Origin of the sequence: Candidatus Liberibacter sp. (assembly GCF_014048425.1) — a bacterium.
Classification (GTDB): Bacteria; Pseudomonadota; Alphaproteobacteria; order Rhizobiales; family Rhizobiaceae; genus Liberibacter.
On the sequence record NZ_JACETX010000031.1, the window covers coordinates 1 to 17,447 of the forward strand.

The window sequence follows — 17,447 nt, forward strand, 5'->3', positions numbered from 1 at the left end:
AAGAAGCAAGACCTTATTTGATAAAACGTGGATTTTTAGGGGCTTTTTTTATAGGTGTTCTGGCAATTGAATTAATTATAGGTGTTAGTGGTTTTGTTGTTTTAAAGACGGAAAATAGGAAGGATATTCTGAATTTCAGGGATAATAATACAGAATATCTTGGCAAAGTTTTATATACAGTTTACGCTTATCATCTTGAGATCGCCGGGTTTATTTTGCTGGTATCCATGATTGGTTCAATTGTTCTTATACTTCGACATCGTCGTAATATCAAGAGACAGGATGTTTCTAAGCAATTGAAACGCCATCCCGATAATTCTGTTGAGATAGTTAAAGTTAAATCAGGGCATGGGGTTTAAGATGGAGGTTGATCTTTCTCATTATTTAATTGTTTCTGCTGTCTTGTTTATTATTGGAGGTTCGGGAGTTTTTTTTAACCGCAGGAGCGTTATTACGATATTGATGTCGATAGAGATTATGCTCATGGCAGTTAATTTGAACATGATTTCCTTCTCCTCTTATATGCATGATATTGTTGGTCAAGTATTTTCACTTTTTATTTTGGTAGTTGCCGCAGCTGAAACTGCTATAGGGCTGGCAATTTTAGTTGTTTTTTATAGAAATCGCGGTTCAATTGCCGTTGAGGATTTTAATACGATGAGAGGTTGAGTTTTTAACTATGATTTATGAGGCTATAGTTTTTCTTCCTCTTTTTGGAGCGATAGTTTCTGGATTTTCTTGTCGTTCGATGGGAAGAAGATTTCCTGAGTTTTTTACTTCCGGGATAATGGTCATAGTGGCTTTACTCTCTTGGAAGGTTTTTTTCGATGTTGGTTTTGGAAATGCAAATTTCCAAGTGATAAAACATGAAATACTCCATTGGATCACATCTTCTAATCTTACTGTGTATTGGGGATTGCGCATTGATGCCCTTACATCTGTCATGTTTATAGTTATCAACTCTGTTTCTGCTGTTGTTCATGTATATTCTATTGGTTATATGCATGACGATCCGCATCGCCGTCGGTTTTTTGCTTACTTATCGCTTTTTACTTTTGCGATGCTTGTATTGGTTGCCTCTGATAATTTATTGCAAATGTTTTTTGGTTGGGAGGGCGTTGGTCTTACGTCCTATCTTCTAATTGGGTTTTGGTTTTCCAAGGAATCTACGCTGAAAGCTTCAATGAAGGCTTTCGTTGTTAATAGAATTGGAGATGCGGGTCTTCTTCTTGCTATTTCTGCAATTATTTATCTGTTTTCTTCCGTTGAATTTGATACCGTTTTTTCGCGATCTATTCGTTATTTAGAATTAGGAGATTCTATCTATGAGGGTGTTTTCTTTCATAGGAATCTGAGTTTTTTAGGGGAGCAGATGCATCCCCAACATGTGATTACGGCAATTTGTTTGTTACTATTTTTAGGAGCGATGGGAAAATCTGCCCAATTTTTATTGCATGTTTGGCTTCCTGATGCGATGGAAGGACCAACGCCAGTTTCTGCGCTTATTCATGCTGCTACGATGGTTACAGCGGGAGTTTTTCTCGTAGCTAGGATGTCTCCACTATTTGAACTCTCTTCTATTGCATTAAATTGTATTATAGTTGTCGGATCCATCACGGCTTTTTTTGCGGCAACGGTTGGTCTTGTCCAAAATGATATTAAACGTGTGATAGCTTATTCTACCTGTTCACAATTGGGCTATATGTTTGTTGCATTGGGTTGTGGTGCTTATGGAGCATCTGTTTTCCATCTTTTTACACATGCATATTTTAAAGCGCTTCTTTTCTTAGGAGCTGGCTCTGTTATACATGCACTTTCTGGAGAACAGGATATGCGTCGTATGGGGGGATTATATAAACACCTTCCTGTGACATTTTTAATGATGATGATTGGGACTTTATCGCTTACGGGATTTGGAATCCCAGAGACGAATATTGGTTTTTCTGGTTTTTTTTCGAAAGATATCATTATGGAAACTGTATATATGTCCTCAGATCATTTGATTGCGAAGGTTTCTTTTTATCTTCTTTTGACCACGGCTTTTTTTACTAGCTTTTACTCATGGAGATTAATGTTCTTGACTTTTTTTGGAAAACAACGTGTCAGTATTGATGTTGTCAAGAATCTTCATGAGTCTCCGTTGGTAATGCGGATTCCTCTTTATATTTTAGCATTTGGATCTATATTTTTTGGATTTATTTTTCGTGACTACTTTTTTGGAACCGGATACGCCTCTTTTTGGAAGGGATCTCTTTTTACTTCGTCCCATAATCATATGCTTGAGATGTATCACGAAGCACCTTGGTGGGTAAAATTTTCTCCTTTTATAGCTTTTTCTTCAGGTTTTTTTGTTTCTTTTCTTATTTATATAAGTTTTCCTAATTCATCAAAATTTCTCGCAAAAAGTTTCCCCTGTTTTTATGCTTTTCTTCAAAATGCTTGGTACTTTGATCGGATTTATGATGTTTTATTTGTCCGATTGATAAGACGTTTGGGAGAAAATCTCTGGAAGAAGATTGATGTATACATAGATAGATATGGATCGGGTTTTGTTGTAGATCGTGTTCGCTATGTGGTTTCTTGTTCGATTCGCTTGCAAACAGGCTATTTATATCACTATGCATTTGCCATGTTGATAGGAATTTCTGTATTGGTTACTCTAATACTATAGAGAGGAAATGTTTTATGGGGAATATGCCACTTCTCTCAATTGTGACGTTTACACCGTTTATTGGTGTGATAATTTTGCTTTTTTCTTCGTTTTTAGGATATGGTCGCAGGACTTTTCTGGGGATTTCTCTGGGGACGAGCCTGATAAATTTTCTCATGTCTCTATTTATATGGGGTTCATTTGACGAAAAAAGCCCTCAATTTGAGATGGTAGAGTATTACAAATGGATTGATTCTTTTGGTAATTATCATCTTGGAATTGATGGTATATCCGTTCTTTTGGTGGTTCTAACTTCTTTTTTGGTGCCCCTTTGTATTCTGGCAAGCTGGGTATCTGTAAAGGAGCGTTTCAAAGAATATATGATTTCTCTTCTTGTTCTTGAATCGATGACGATAGGAGCGTTTCTATCGTTGGATATAGTATTGTTTTACATATTCTTTGAAGCAAGTTTAATCCCTTTGTTCATTATAATTGGTGTTTGGGGGGGAGAAGATCGTATTTATGCAGCTTATAAATTTTTTCTCTACACGTTCTTTGGTTCTGTCTTTATGTTGTTGGCTATCATGGTGGTGTGTTCGGAGAAAAATACAAGCAGTATTATAGAGATTTATTCGAATCCTGGTTTTTCGATGGATATGCAGTATTGGTTGTGGGTAGCTTTTTTCTGTTCATTCGCAATAAAAATTCCTATGATACCTTTTCATACTTGGTTGCCGAACGCTCATGTGCAAGCACCAATAGCTGGTTCAGTTTTGCTAGCTGGTATTATGTTAAAATTAGGGGGATATGGTTGTATTAGGTTTCTCTTGCCAATGTTTCCGCAGGCTTCTCAGTTTTTTGCACCGGTGATTTTATGTTTTTCTGTGATAGCTATTATATATGCTTCCTTGATAGCTCTAGTTCAGAATGATATGAAAAAACTAATAGCATATTCTTCGATAGCCCATATGGGATATGTAACTATGGGTATATTTTCTGGAGTGAGAGATGGCGTTGAAGGGGCACTTTTTCAGATGTTGTCACATGGTGTTGTATCGAGTGCCTTGTTTTTTTGTATAGGTATGATTTATGATCGCTTGCATACGCGAGATATTTCTGCTTATGGTGGATTGGTTCATAATATGCCTAAGTATGCGGTAGTATTTATGATTTTTACTATGTCTAATATTGGTCTTCCTGGAACTTCTGGATTTATTGGGGAGTTTTTGGTTATTGCATCCGTTTTTCAAAAGAATCATATCATTGCGCTTTTTGCCTCGTTAGGTGTTATACTATCGGCGTTATACGCTTTGTGGCTTTATCGTAAAGTTGTTTTTGGTGTTTTGAATAGTGACGAAGTGAGGGGTTTGAAAGATATTTCGTTTCGTGAATTCTGCATTATTTATCCGTTGGCTGCAATAACGCTTTTCTTTGGAATATATCCTGCTCCAATTTTTAAAACTTTTTCTATGCCTATTTCTATTATAATGAGAAATTTTGCGTCATAAAGAAACATAAATTTGTTCCATAACCATAATTAGAGAAGGCAAAATTTTCAGTCATGATTTCTGCAAATATTATAGGTGATTTACGTCTTTGTATTCCTGAGCTCATTATTGCTATAGGAAGTCTTTTCCTTTTGTTAATAGGTGTATTCTCTCGCAAAAATTCTTCGTATACTTTGATTTTCCTTTCGATAGTCCTTTTGGGAGCTGCATTCGTCTCGCTATTTTTCACGCATATTGAAGGAATTGGATTTAACTCCGCTTATATTTCCGATGGTTTTTCGCAATTTGCAAAGGCTATTGTTCTAGCAGGTTCTATAATCATTTTTATCATGATACTTAGCTGTGTTCATTTGAAGCCATTTAGTCGTTTTGAATTTCCTGTGGTTTTATTGATTGCTATTTTGGGCATGCTCTTAATGATATCGGCTCATGATATGATATCTTTCTATCTGTCATTAGAACTTCAGTCATTGGCACTTTATGTTATCGTAGCTATGAATCGTAGTAGTATGCACTCGATTGAATCTGCTCTTAAATATTTTGTTTTAGGGGCTCTTTCTTCCTGTTTTCTATTATATGGAATGTCTTTTATTTACGGATTCACGGGTTGGACGGATTTTTCAAATATAGCAATATCGTTATTTGTTGAAAATGATTCATTTATTGTAATGCTTGGGCTTGTATTTGTTCTGGCTGGTATTTTCTTTAAGATATCGCTGGTTCCATTTCATATGTGGACGCCTGATGTTTATGAAGGATCTCCCATGTTGGTTACGGCTTTCTTGGCAACTATTCCAAAATTTGCGGTTACCATGGCTCTTGTTCGTATAATGGTTGATGCTTTTCGTCCTGTTTTCCCTAGTTTGATACAGATTTTTATGTTTGTTTCTGTTTCTTCAATGGTTCTGGGTTCCGTTGCTGCGATTGGACAGAAGGACTTAAGACGTTTTATGGCTTATTCTTCTATAGTTCATGTAGGTTATGCTTTTCTCGGGCTATTGACTGGTACAGCTTTAGGAATTTCTGCCATGATTCGGTATATGGTAATATATTTGGTCATGGTTTTAGGGAGTTTTTCCTGTATGTTGTCTCTGCGTTACCAGGATGGAAAGAATATCAAGAATATTTCTGATTTATCGGGCTTATCGAAACGTGATCCTTTTTTGGCTTGTATATTGACCGTCCTCATGTTTTCGTTGGCGGGAATTCCTCCTTTTGCGGGTTTTTTTGGTAAGTATTTTGTTTTTTTTTCCGCGATAGATAGAAAACTTTATTTATTCACTATCATTGGTTTATTGTCTTCTGTAGTTTCTGCTTACTATTATTTGCGTATTGTAAAGGTTATGTGGTTTGATAAAGTCATTGATGATTCTATTCTCATCCTTGTTAGGAAGGAAATAAGACTGATACTTGGTGTTATTGGTTTTTTTGCTATTGCTTATTTCCTATTTGAGCGAAGCTTAAATTCTTGGATCGGCGTTGCTATGTCGTCGCTGTTTTGATGGTTCTTCTAGGTTCTTCTCAATGGAATGTTTGTCAAAACTTTCGTTATGAATTTTTTGATACTATCTTTTCTACAAACATTGAGTGTATTAATCGTGCGTTATCTGGTGATCCAGGTGGCTTGTGGATAGTGGCTTCTCGTCAGACGAATGGTCGAGGACGTAGGGGGAAAGTTTGGGTTTCTGATGCAGGAAATCTATATGCTTCATTGTTATTGGTTGATTCTTTATCCAAGGATTTGCTGGCGTTGTTACCGTTTGCTATTGCTGTTGCCGTACGTTCGGCTATAGCAAATTTTGCACCTATTGGAGTGGATATTAAAATAAAATGGCCCAATGATTTGTTAATTTTTCAGCGTAAGGTTGCGGGAATATTAATTGAGACTTCAAAATTGAAGAATGATTTGCAAGCAATTGTCATTGGGATAGGTATTAACATTGCACATTGTCCTAAGAATATTTCTTATCCAGTAACATTCTTGCAAAGAGAAGGGATTTTTGTAGAGTTAAAAGATATCCTTCAGATGCTTTTTCAAGAGGTTTCTCGAATATTGGTTATGTGGAAGAAAGGTGACGGTCAAGCGGAAATCATGAGAATTTGGCGTTGCTTTGCATCGGGGATAGGTGAATCGATAACGATCAATCTTCCTAATAATTCAATTTCAGGTCGTTTTATTGGAGTAGATGATTTTGGGCACTTATTATTAGAAGAAGAAAATGGTTGTTTTCGGGAGTTCTCTACAGGAGATATTTTTGGATAAAACGAAAGATAGTATATGATAAAACAGGAAGACTTAGTTTTTTTGCCACTTGGTGGTGTCGGTGAAATTGGAATGAACATGGCACTTTATGGATATGGCATTCCTGAAAATCGCCAATGGATAATGGTTGATTGTGGTGTTGCCTTTCCGAAAGATGATTTGCCAGGTGTAGATCTTGTTTTTCCAGATATTAGTTTCCTTTTAGAAGAGCGTAAGAATCTTGTTGCGATTATTATTACGCATGCACACGAGGATCATTACGGTGCGATTCTTGATCTATGTCCATTTTTAGGCGATGTTCCTGTTTATGCATCTCCCTTTGCGCTTGGTCTTTTAGAAGCCAAAAGTGTGTATGAACGTGTTCCCGCAGATGTTTTGTGCAAGCCTTTTAAGGCAGGAGATAAAATTGATATAAAACCATTTTTAATAGAAGCTGTGCAAGTAAATCATTCTATTCCTGAATCTATGGCATTCATCATACGTACTCCAGTAGGAAATATTGTGCATACAGGTGATTGGAAGCTTGGAGATACTGTGATTCCTGGAGGAATGACAGATAAGGATTCTTTATGTTCTATAGGTAAAGAAGGAGTCCTTGCTCTCATGTGTGATTCCACGAATGCAACGGATGAAGAAGCCTATACTTCAGAAGAAGAAGTGAGTGAAAATTTATACGATTTTATCAAAACAGCCGAGGGCTGTGTCGCGATTACAACTTTTTCGTCAAACGTTGGTCGGATTTGTAGTATTATCACTATTGCTAAAAAATTAGGACGAGAGGTATTGCTTCTTGGTTCTTCGTTGAAGAGAGTTGCAAGTGTGTCTAGTTCCATTGGTTTAATAAACCCAGATCAATCGTTTATTCCAGAAGAGAGTTTTGGATTATATGATCGCAAGAAGGTGGTTGTTATTCTGACTGGTAGCCAAGGAGAGCCACGTTCTGCGCTAGCTAAGTTGGCACGCAATGAAATGCGTAATATAACATTGCAGGAAAAGGATATAGTGATATTTTCTTCTCGTACTATTCTGGGGAATGAAATTGCGGTCAATGATGTGAAGAACAAGTTAATAGAACGTGGTGTCCGGGTGATAACGGAAGATTTAGAAAGACCAGTACATGTTTCGGGTCATCCGTATCGGAAAGATCTCAAAAGTATGTATGAATGGGTGAAACCAAAAATAGCAGTCGCAATTCATGGTGAACCTATACATCTTGTCGCGCAGAATGATCTTGCTTTGCAGATAGGCGTTCCTATCGTACCTTCTGTTCGAAATGGTCAAATATTACGCCTGTTTCCCGATCCAGTTGGGGTTATAGGTGAAGTCATTCATGGAAGGATTTTCAAGGATGGCTATTTGATAGGTGATTTTGAAGATCTCGGGATCGCTAAAAGGAAGAAACTTTCCCGCGTTGGTCATCTAGCTGCCAGTGTGGTTCTAGATGGTCATTGTGATATTATAGGTAAGCCAGAAGTTGTAAATATAGGCTTGCCGTCTTACTGCAGTGAAGGGAACCGGCTTAGTGAGATTTTGTTGAAGACAATCATGACAACTGTGGGCAATATACCTCGTTCTCAGCGAAAAGATTTTAGGTTATTACGTGATGCTATTAGTCGTGCCTTACGTTCTACTGTTGAACAGGTTTGGGGAAAAAAGCCTATAGTAACGATTTTTATTAATAAGGGATCTCGCAACTAAGATATGTGACGTCAAGTTTTGTATTTCCCCATATTATTGATAGCTTAGCGAATTTTCTGAAAAGGAGAGTCCTTTTTGGGTAATTTTGCATCCATTTAAGTTTAAGGATATGTTGAAACTCCGTTTTGGAGAGATTGTAACAACGATGTTGTTTCTATGCTTTTTGAAATTTCTTATGGAGTAGAGTGTTTTTTGATAAACGATGGAGGGATATGTAAAATTTCTTGATTTTTTTATCAAAAAGGATCTTTTTGGTTTTTTAGGAGTGTTTTCATGAGAATGTCGCGATATTTTTTGCCAATCATGCAAGAGATTCCTAAGAATGCAGAGATTATTTCCCATCAGCTTATGTTGCGTTTAGGGATGATTCGTCAGCATTCAAAAGGGATTTACTCTTGGCTTCCTTTAGGAAAAAAGGTTCTGGATAAGGTTAGTGCCATTATTCGTGAGGAGCAAGATCGAGCAGGTGCAATGGAGCTTTTGATGCCAACGTTGCAATCAGTAGACTTGTGGCGTGAAAGTGGTCGTTATGATTCTTATGGCAAGGAAATGCTGCGATTTTCGGATAGATATGATAAGCCAATGATTTATGGTCCGACCAATGAAGAATTAATGACGGATATTTTTCGTTCATATATTAAATCCTATAAAGATCTTCCGTTAAATCTTTATCAACTTCAATTGAAGTTTCGAGATGAGGTCAGGCCGCGTTTTGGTACGATGCGTTCCCGTGAATTCCTTATGAAAGATGCCTATTCGTTTGATTTGACACGCGAGGATTCCGAGCATTCCTATAATAAAATGTTCGTATCGTATTTGCGAATTTTTGATCGCCTAGGACTAAAGGCTATACCGATGCGTGCAGAATCCGGTCCCATTGGAGGGGATTTAAGCCATGAATTCATTGTTCTTGCCGATACGGGTGAAACGGAAGTTTTTTGTTGTAATGATTTTCTTGATTTGCCTATTCCGCCGAAAACCACAGATTTTGATGATGTCGTCGGTTTAAGAGATATCGTAGAAAAATGGACTCAACCTTATGCAGCGACTTCTGAGATGCAGGACGAAGTTCTGTTTAATTCTATTGCAGCCGATAAGCGACTTTCGGCGCGGGGTATTGAGGTCGGGCATATTTTTTATTTTGGTACAAAATATTCTCGACCAATGTCGGCTAAAGTTAAGGGATCAGATGGCAAAGAGCATCATGTGCATATGGGATCTTATGGAATTGGACCTATGCGAGTTGTGCCTGCAATTATTGAAGCTTATCATGATGAAAAGGGTATAATTTGGCCCCATTCTGTATCTCCTTTTGATATATCTCTTATGAATTTAAATATCAAAAACCAAGCATGTAGAGCTGTTTGTGAAAAGATCTATGAAACGCTCACCAAAGCAGGTGGAGAGGTTTTTTTAGATGATAGGAATGAGCAGGCTGGATCTAAGTTTGCCACGGCTGATTTATTGGGTTTTCCATTTCAAATGATTGTTGGTTCAAAGTTTATTGCTCATGGTGAGATTGAAATAAAGCATAGGGCGACGGGACAGATAGAAATTATGAATGCAGAGAGAGCCATCAATTATCTCATAGATTATTTGTGAGAAAGAATGAGATTATTGAGTATGAAAAAGAGCATAAAGATAAGTTTTTTTCCCAAATTTGAAAGAATGATTGCTTGGCGGTATTTGTTTTCGCGTCGTAATGAAGCGTTTATTTCTGTCTCTGCAATTTTGTCATTTGTTGGCGTTATGCTTGGAGTCATGGCATTAATAGTTGTGATGTCAGTTATGAACGGTTTTCGTTCAACTATCATTACGCGTATTTTGGGGATTAGTGGGCATATAACCGTTCAGCCGAGATATTTTCCTTTCAAAAATTATAACTCTCTTGTAGATCAACTTAGTTCTATTCCGGATGTTACGAAAGTTTTGCCTTTTATAAGTGGTCAGGCATTTATTTCTGGTCATAATCCTGGAGGATCTGGCGTATCAGTACGTGGTTTGACTAGAAATGATTTTTTAAAACTTTTTGATTCTACTTCGGATATTTCCTACGATAAAGAGGATAAATTTGATGAAGGCAAAGGGATTTATATAGGAGAATCTCTTGCCGATTCTTTAGGAATATCATTAGGAGATACAATAAAAATCCTCTCTCCTGATGGGGATATTACACCTCTGGGCATAGGGGCTCGCTCAAAGTCCTATACAGTTTCTGCAATATTTCAGACTCGTGTTCATGATCATGACAGCGGGATAATTTATATGCCGCTTAAAGAAGCGCAACTATATTTTAATATCGAAAATGCAATTTCAGGTATTGATATTTTTATAAAAGATCCTGATCTTGTCGCAAGAACATGTGATAAAATTCAAGGTATTTTTGGAGGGGAAGTATCGGTTGTTGATTGGAGACAACGATATCACACGTTCTTTTCGGCGATGGAAGTTGAGCACAACGTCATGTTTATTATTCTGACATTGATAGTTTTAGTCGCCTCTCTTAATATTATTTCTGGTTTGGTGATGTTGGTTAAAGAAAAAGGTCGAGATATCGCTATTTTGCGAACCATAGGCGCAAGTTCAGATTCTATTATGCGCATTTTTTTTATGATTGGTGCTTTTATTGGTTTTTCTGGAACCTGTGCGGGGGTTCTTAGTGGTGTAGCCATTTCCCTTAATATCGAAGCGATAAGGCAATTCTTATTGCGCTATTTTGGTGTCGTAATATTTAACACAGATGTATATTTCTTTAGTGAGTTGCCAGCTAAAATTTCTTGGCTAGAAGTCTCATTAGTTGTTATAATGGCGATTTGCTTGTCATTTATAGCAACGATTTTCCCTAGCAGGAGAGCTTCTCGCATAGATCCTGTAAAAGCTTTGCGTTATGAATAGGAGAGTGCGTTGAGCAATAGAGAAGTATTGGTTCTTCAAGGCATCAAGCAAAGTTATAGAGAGGTGAGTGGTGCTTCTTTATCGATTCTTAAAAACATTGATCTCAATTTGAAGCGAGGTGAAATGGTTGCACTTGTTTCCCCGTCAGGAACAGGAAAATCAACTATTTTACATATTTCAGGTTTATTAGAACGACCCGATGAGGGAAACATTATCATTGATGGTCAATTATGCAATGAATTGCCTGACAAGCAAAAAGCATCGCTACGTTCTTCTAAAATTGGTTTTGTATATCAGTATCACCATCTTTTATCTGATTTCTCCATAATAGAAAACATTATTTTGCCACAGATTATTTCTGGAATTGACTATGCCCAGGCACATCATCATGCCATGAATCTTTTGGATCGTATGGAAATGGCTCACTATGCCAAACGTCGTCCTGCTGATATTTCTGGAGGTGAACAACAGAGGGTAGCAATCTGTCGAGCAGTTGCGAATACTCCGTTGCTTCTTTTGGCAGATGAGCCAACAGGAAATCTGGATCCTGCGACAGCAGTACGGGTATTTGATGTTTTGAAGGATTTAGTATTTCATTTTGGTTTGGCAGCGTTAATTGCAACCCATAACCATGATCTTGCGGCACGTATGGATCGACAAATTACGATTAAGGATGGTGTCATTGCGGATTTATAAGTTATGCGTATATCGATTTTACTTTGGAAGATGTGCTAATATCATATAGTTTACATCCATATTAGTTGTAGATAGATACCATTGATTGAGTATTATATTGTAAGTTACGCCAATACGATCTATGGTTTTTACATCATTTTTTGCTAAAAGGGATTCGAGTTCTTCTGGCTTGACGAATTTCTCGTATTTATGAGTACCTCGTGGTAACCATTGCAGTAAGTATTCAGCTCCGATGATTGCTAATAACATAGCTTTTAAATTACGATTGATTGTGGAAATAAACATCAATCCATTATTTCGGAGAAGAGAACAACAGGTTTTCACGAAGTAATCAATACTTTCGACATGTTCTATGACTTCCATATTTAAAATAATATCGAAAGTTTCATTGGATGGGGAGATTTCTTCAGCACAAGCCACACGATAATCAATATTCACTCCTTCCATATGCGCATGATTTTTGGCGATTTCAATATTCTGATGGGAAGGATCTATCCCGACTACAGTTGCTCCCATTTTAGCCAGGGGTTCCGATAATAAGCCGCCACCGCAACCTAAATCTAATATGCATAATCCTTTTAAAGGATGTGAATTGTGGATATTGCATTTGAAATGTTGTACTATCTTGTTTTGGATGTAGGCTAATCGTAGCGGATTGATTTTATGGAGAGGGCTGAATTTGCCTTTAGGATCCCACCATTCAGAGGCTATATTTGAAAATTGTTCTATTTCCTTTTGATTTTTTGTCGTGTGGTGTTGAGATTTCGTTTCCATGCAATTAATTTCCTTCTGTGTTTTTATGGATATGAAGATTTTTTATGAGCCTTTTTTTTTGAAAAAGGATTGGAATGATTTTCAGATATCGCATATCTTTATAACAAAACCTGTATTGGATCTAGTATGGCACGTATTGTTATAAAATTTGGTGGTACGTCTGTTGCAAATATTGATTGTATCCGTAATGCCGCTTTGCATGTGAAACGCGAAGTAGATTTGGGACAAGAAGTTGCCGTCGTTGTATCGGCTATGAGCGGAGAAACGGATAGGCTTGTTTCTTTATGTCGGCAGATATCACTTCCCTATAGTATGCGTGAGAGTGATGTTGTCGTTTCTTCGGGAGAACAGGTTTCCTCTGGTCTTTTGGTATTGACTTTGCAGTCAATGGGTATTCAAGCTAGAGCATGGCAAGGTTGGCAAATTCCTATACTTACAGACAATTCTCATGGGGAAGCACGTATCTCTCATATAGATGGTGCAAAAATTATTTCTCAAATGGGCAAAGGACAGGTAGCGGTTATAGCCGGTTTTCAAGGATTGAGTCCGGAAGGATATATTACAACACTTGGTCGTGGTGGATCTGATACTTCGGCGGTCGCGATAGCGGCTGCTTTGAATGCAGATCGTTGTGAAATTTATACGGATGTTGATGGTATTTATACTACTGATCCGCGTATTGAGCCGAAAGCTCGTCTTATGCATAAAATATCCTTTGAGGAAATGTTGGAGATGGCATCTCTCGGAGCTAAGGTTATGCAAGTTCGATCCGTAGAGTTGGCAATGTTACATCAAGTTCGTCTTTTCGTGCGTTCAAGTTTTACAGATGCGAATAAATTAAGTGATGAGGAGCAAGAATTGCCAGGAACACTGATTTGTAGTGAGGAAGATATTATGGAAAAAGAAGTTATTACTGGGATTGCATATACCAGGGACGAGGCTCAAATTTCTTTAAGGCGCCTTCAAGATCGCCCGGGAGTATCGGCATCTGTTTTTTCTCCTCTTGCTAAAGCTAATATTAATGTTGACATGATTGTCCAAAATATTTCTGAAGATGGTCAGTATACGGATATGACCTTTACGACTCCTTCGTTGAGTTTACAAAAAGCGCTTACTGTTCTTGCTGATAATAGAGAAAATATTGGTTATGATGTTATTCAGCACGAGGATAAGCTCGTAAAAATTTCTGCTATAGGTGTTGGGATGCGCAGTCATGCAGGGGTAGCTTCAGATTTTTTTCTTTGTTTTGCGGAGAAGGGCATAAATATTAAGGCAATTACTACATCTGAAATTAAAATATCTGTCTTAATTGATAGTGAATATACTGAATTAGCTGTGCGAGCCTTACATTCTTGTTATGGTTTGGATGCAAAGTAAAATCGGTCTTGCCTATTTTTGGTGGTTTTTTTTAACAAGAGAAGTTTTATTGAAAGATATTCAAATAGAAAGATTTTGTATTCTTAAATATTTGCGATCTTTGAGCATTAAAGATTTTAAATATTAAATTTTTTTGAATAGATCAATCTGATCTACCCATAAGATGAGAACAGCTGGAATCCAAAAAAAATTAAAACTGGTATCAATTGGATTATAGGTATCAATGATTTGGTGTGTTCGCTAACAACGATATTTTGGATTGTTTTTTACCCATTGATGTCCGTAAAATCGGGAAAATTCTTCTCATGAGATACGCCAATGGGTTTTTATTGGTGCCAAGAGACTCTCTGATCTTGTTTTCCCAAAGAGAATATGAGGAGGTGAAGTTTTATTGTTAAAAGGTTAGGGATTGGCATAAAGAATATCTCATAGAATCAATGATTCTATTTTGGGTGGTAAGAGGAAATGATTTTGTTGATTGTATGGGGGATTTCCTTTGTATCGATAGTGAAGAAAAATAGTAGAATAATACAACAGAAAGTTGCACCTTGATTTAAAAAGGCAAGAGAACATATTCTAAAAAGCTTCTTTTAAATCAACGATTTATGTTTTTACAATCTTATTAGAAGAAAAGAGGGGATAAATAATCCCCTCTTTTAGGAAAACAATGAGTTATCACAAGCTATGGGATTAAATCATATACCTTTTTAATAAAAAGCAATAAATATATTATAAAAAATAATACTGCTTTTATACTGACCTTTTGTTTTAACTGTCTACTTCTTAGTATATGTAAAATAGGAAAGTGTATCCCAATGATGCACATAAAAACTTCGAAAATAAAGGCAATACCATTTCCTGCAGAAAAAAACGCAACTATCCACATAGCTATAGTGAAAGCATTTGCGCCAAATTTCTTTTCTACGATTACTTTCGGTAAACATAATCTGCTCATTTTTGACGCTAAATACAACATTGTCATAATGCTAGAGAATTGCATTATAAGCATTAAAGATAACTCTATACGATTAATTAACATTAAACCTAATTTATCTTTAAAAAACGCAGGAATTAAATTAATCCCTTGCTCTTCTGAGGTAAAAATAGATCCAGATACTAAGATAATGAGTACATATATAGAGCCAGCAATTATCGGAATCGCACGAAGAGCTTTCCGAAAAACTTTTTCATCCATATCGCTTTTTACATGCAATATAGTGTCCATTCCCACAAAACATCCCATAGCAAACAATAAACCAGAGATTATTGTGTTGAAACTGATTCCAAGAGTCATATTCTGTTTCAGAATAGAACTTTCAGGATGGCTATAAAAGAACAAGATCGCCACTATGATAAAAGAAGAAACAAAGAAAAATTTAATTAAATTGAATAAAACATCACTTCCTATTAATAAATTCTCATACTTTCCTCCTAGGAATAACACAGAAAATATTAATCCATACTGCACGATATTTGGTATAAAACCAAAACAATCAAGCGTTGTTTTTGTTAGTGAGGTCAGAATTGTTAAAATAACGACAAAATATATATAAAACAACCATGTGCATACTGTGTGATATTTTGGTTGAACTGCCATTACCATATCACGTATGTCGGTAGAATTTGTGGACTTTGCTAGATCTTCTAAAAGCAACATAAATTGGTAATAGAAGAAACCCATAAAAATAAAGGCTATCAGCAACGATAACATATTGAGATTATGCATCTGGGTTCCAAAATTTACTAAGAAATATGGTCCACAAGACACACCAGTAAACATTAACAACACTTGCATCAAACTTAATTTTTTTTTCATAAGTATATCCTATCAACTATTTCAAACGATTTAGGATGAACCTTGTTTTTCAATAAGGGATAAGCTTCAGTAGAGCCCAAAAACAAGAATAAATACACAACCCTTGGTGTAAATTAACGAATAATACAACAATGATTCTTAGAACCCTAATTAGGTTATGATCTTGCTTATTATGTCAAGGGGTGGAGAGGGATTTAAATCTTTGTTAAGGATAAAAAATGAATTCATGGGTAAAATTGCATCATATTTGATTGACCTCATCATTAAAATCTTTGAAGGGTTTTTTTTTCTTAAAAATCCTATCGCTGTCCTACTGGAGTGTGGACTGTCGATTATGGCTATACAGGATTTTATATTCGTGAGGGCATAAAGATATCGGAACAACAAGCGGATGAACTGCTCATCCAAGATACATCCAAGGACCTAAGCTAAGTATTCAAAATTTTTCCCATTTTTCTGACGTTGCTTTCAATCCCTAAAGAAGAAAGACATAACGTTCATTATCGCGAAGATCTTTAGAATGTGGCGGATATTGTTTTCTAAACATTAATCACATACCCACTCTTGTGGAGATTTTGTTTTCAATCTTGGTATCGGAACGTATCAGACTCGTATGCTCCGGAAACGTGTAGATTCTGAAGGTTGAGAGAACGCTTCCTGTGAAATGCAAAAATGGGTTTTGTCTGGTGGAAAACAATACGGATACGCAATCAAATGGAGCATTAAAGGATCACTCTCCTGAGAGACAAGATTCTTGTTTTAGAGATGGGGCTTATTGGGATGATTTATTGTTTTTACAGTATTTTAAGAGGTCATTGAACAATGACATTGCTCATCATAGATTATATAATGCGATAAAGTTCTATTTTAAAACTTTTGTAGTTTTTTTATTGCTTTTTCAAGGAGGCTTTACGCCGATACTCTATGAGAGGTTGAGGGGTGTGTGGAATCCTTTGTGATTTTTTCTTTTTATTGTAACGCCAGTTATGGGGGCGGTAGCGAATAAAATATGGACAGTTAAAGGGATCAGTTGTATCTTTTTATAAATGCGACTAAACCATTAAAAAAACAATTAAAATCAACAGATTGTGTTTTGTGTATCGTTCGTGATAGAAGAAAATTCAACGATTGATTGAAGAAAAATTCGTTTAATTCTTGATTTTTCTGAATTATTATGGGCAAAGTTTTGTGCATTTAGAAGACGCTTCAAGCGGGATTTTGAGAATGACGTTCCAATGGGTAGGTTAGAGGGCGCCTGAGTTGCGTTCCGCGCACATGATCTTTAAAAAGGAATGTTTGTCAAAATCAGGATATAAAATACTAAATGCATTGCAATTCGGTGAGACGAGAGGTTCTTGCATTTTTGTAGCAATTGAATAAATTCATGCAGGAATAGGCATGTGTTTCTGTGGATGTAAAGGTTTTTTTTTATTCAGTTTTCTGTAGCAATAGATTGCAATAATTCGCAAATTTTTGAGTTTGATATTTTGGGCGTAGGGAAAGGTTTTTTTTGATTTGCTCAATTCAAAGAAAATTTATGTAGATATTGATATCCCGTCAATTAATTAAGAATGTTCGTGTTGATGTTCCGATTATTAGTGATTTGAATATGCTACTTTCGTAGATTCCTTTGTATATTAATGGAGTATGAATGCTAGGAATCGTAACGTTAAACAAGGATTATATGTTCTCAATAGATGGAAATCGCTTTTTATGCGATGGCATTAATAAATATAGTATATGGTTTTGTTTCCAAGTTAGTGGAGTCGA

13 protein-coding genes and 1 pseudogene are annotated in these 17,447 nt (G+C 36.3%); 12 read left to right on the plus strand and 2 right to left on the minus strand.

Annotation, left to right across the window (positions count from 1 at the left end; translation table 11 throughout):
• From H0G72_RS04200 to H0G72_RS04245, 10 genes are all read left to right on the plus strand, one after another.
• The coding region (locus tag H0G72_RS04200; RefSeq protein WP_182017530.1) for an NADH-quinone oxidoreductase subunit J at nt 1–359 on the plus strand (359 nt) is incomplete at its 5' end.
• 1 nt (nt 360) lies between these two features.
• Complete coding sequence (nuoK, locus tag H0G72_RS04205; RefSeq protein WP_182017540.1) at nt 361–669, plus strand: NADH-quinone oxidoreductase subunit NuoK; 309 nt, start codon at nt 361–363, stop codon at nt 667–669.
• Between the two features lie 10 nt (nt 670–679).
• Nucleotides 680–2,671, plus strand: a complete 1,992-nt coding sequence (nuoL, locus tag H0G72_RS04210; RefSeq protein WP_182017531.1) for an NADH-quinone oxidoreductase subunit L — start codon at nt 680–682, stop codon at nt 2,669–2,671.
• 14 nt (nt 2,672–2,685) lie between these two features.
• Nucleotides 2,686–4,158 (plus strand): NADH-quinone oxidoreductase subunit M, encoded by a 1,473-nt coding sequence (locus H0G72_RS04215; RefSeq protein ID WP_182017532.1) that lies wholly within the window; start codon nt 2,686–2,688, stop codon nt 4,156–4,158.
• A 53-nt stretch (nt 4,159–4,211) separates the two neighbouring features.
• Nucleotides 4,212–5,660 carry an NADH-quinone oxidoreductase subunit NuoN gene (nuoN, locus tag H0G72_RS04220; RefSeq protein WP_182017533.1) on the plus strand — a complete coding sequence of 483 codons (1,449 nt, stop codon included), beginning with the start codon at nt 4,212–4,214 and terminating at the stop codon, nt 5,658–5,660.
• Nucleotides 5,660–6,421, plus strand: a complete 762-nt coding sequence (locus H0G72_RS04225; RefSeq protein WP_182017541.1) for a biotin--[acetyl-CoA-carboxylase] ligase — start codon at nt 5,660–5,662, stop codon at nt 6,419–6,421. Before nuoN ends, H0G72_RS04225 begins: the two co-directional genes overlap by 1 nt.
• A 15-nt stretch (nt 6,422–6,436) precedes the next feature.
• Nucleotides 6,437–8,119 (plus strand): ribonuclease J, encoded by a 1,683-nt coding sequence (locus H0G72_RS04230; RefSeq protein ID WP_182017534.1) that lies wholly within the window; start codon nt 6,437–6,439, stop codon nt 8,117–8,119.
• A gap of 273 nt (nt 8,120–8,392) precedes the next feature.
• The gene (gene proS / locus H0G72_RS04235) at nt 8,393–9,721 is read left to right on the plus strand and encodes a proline--tRNA ligase (protein ID WP_182017535.1); all 1,329 of its coding nucleotides are present in this window, start codon (nt 8,393–8,395) and stop codon (nt 9,719–9,721) included.
• Between the two features lie 21 nt (nt 9,722–9,742).
• Nucleotides 9,743–11,014: a lipoprotein-releasing ABC transporter permease subunit gene (locus H0G72_RS04240; protein ID WP_259345140.1), complete on the plus strand. Its 1,272-nt coding sequence runs from the start codon at nt 9,743–9,745 to the stop codon at nt 11,012–11,014.
• A 9-nt stretch (nt 11,015–11,023) separates the two neighbouring features.
• Entirely contained in the window at nt 11,024–11,710 is a 687-nt protein-coding gene (locus H0G72_RS04245; RefSeq protein WP_182017536.1) for an ABC transporter ATP-binding protein, read from the plus strand.
• A gap of 18 nt (nt 11,711–11,728) precedes the next feature.
• Here H0G72_RS04245 and ubiG read toward each other — a convergent pair whose 3' ends face one another.
• The gene (gene ubiG, locus H0G72_RS04250; protein WP_182017537.1) at nt 11,729–12,484 is read right to left on the minus strand and encodes a bifunctional 2-polyprenyl-6-hydroxyphenol methylase/3-demethylubiquinol 3-O-methyltransferase UbiG; all 756 of its coding nucleotides are present in this window, start codon (nt 12,482–12,484) and stop codon (nt 11,729–11,731) included.
• Between the two features lie 126 nt (nt 12,485–12,610).
• Here ubiG and H0G72_RS04255 point away from each other — a divergent pair, with 126 nt between their 5' ends.
• On the plus strand, nt 12,611–13,861 hold the full coding sequence (locus H0G72_RS04255; protein ID WP_182017538.1) for an aspartate kinase: 1,251 nt from the start codon (nt 12,611–12,613) through the stop codon (nt 13,859–13,861).
• A gap of 682 nt (nt 13,862–14,543) precedes the next feature.
• Here H0G72_RS04255 and H0G72_RS04260 read toward each other — a convergent pair.
• Nucleotides 14,544–15,677, minus strand: coding sequence for a hypothetical protein (locus H0G72_RS04260; protein WP_182017539.1), 1,134 nt, complete (start codon nt 15,675–15,677; stop codon nt 14,544–14,546).
• Nucleotides 15,678–15,986: 309 nt separating this feature from the next.
• Here H0G72_RS04260 and H0G72_RS06440 point away from each other — a divergent pair.
• A pseudogene (locus H0G72_RS06440) lies at nt 15,987–16,109 on the plus strand (glycoside hydrolase family protein); the annotation flags it as partial.
• Nucleotides 16,110–17,447 lie beyond the last annotated feature (1,338 nt).

Bases quoted from the DNA above. Each gene is read 5' to 3' on its own strand.
- H0G72_RS04260 (WP_182017539.1), bottom strand. From the start codon at position 15,677: ATGAAAAAAAAATTAAGTTTGATGCAAGTGTTGTTAATGTTTACTGGT.
- H0G72_RS04215 (WP_182017532.1), top strand. From the start codon at position 2,686: ATGGGGAATATGCCACTTCTCTCAATTGTGACGTTTACACCGTTTATT.
- H0G72_RS04225 (WP_182017541.1), top strand. From the start codon at position 5,660: ATGGTTCTTCTAGGTTCTTCTCAATGGAATGTTTGTCAAAACTTTCGT.
- nuoL (WP_182017531.1), top strand. From the start codon at position 680: ATGATTTATGAGGCTATAGTTTTTCTTCCTCTTTTTGGAGCGATAGTT.
- ubiG (WP_182017537.1), bottom strand. From the start codon at position 12,484: ATGGAAACGAAATCTCAACACCACACGACAAAAAATCAAAAGGAAATA.
- H0G72_RS04240 (WP_259345140.1), top strand. From the start codon at position 9,743: ATGAAAAAGAGCATAAAGATAAGTTTTTTTCCCAAATTTGAAAGAATG.
- H0G72_RS04255 (WP_182017538.1), top strand. From the start codon at position 12,611: ATGGCACGTATTGTTATAAAATTTGGTGGTACGTCTGTTGCAAATATT.
- nuoK (WP_182017540.1), top strand. From the start codon at position 361: ATGGAGGTTGATCTTTCTCATTATTTAATTGTTTCTGCTGTCTTGTTT.
- proS (WP_182017535.1), top strand. From the start codon at position 8,393: ATGAGAATGTCGCGATATTTTTTGCCAATCATGCAAGAGATTCCTAAG.
- nuoN (WP_182017533.1), top strand. From the start codon at position 4,212: ATGATTTCTGCAAATATTATAGGTGATTTACGTCTTTGTATTCCTGAG.
- H0G72_RS04230 (WP_182017534.1), top strand. From the start codon at position 6,437: ATGATAAAACAGGAAGACTTAGTTTTTTTGCCACTTGGTGGTGTCGGT.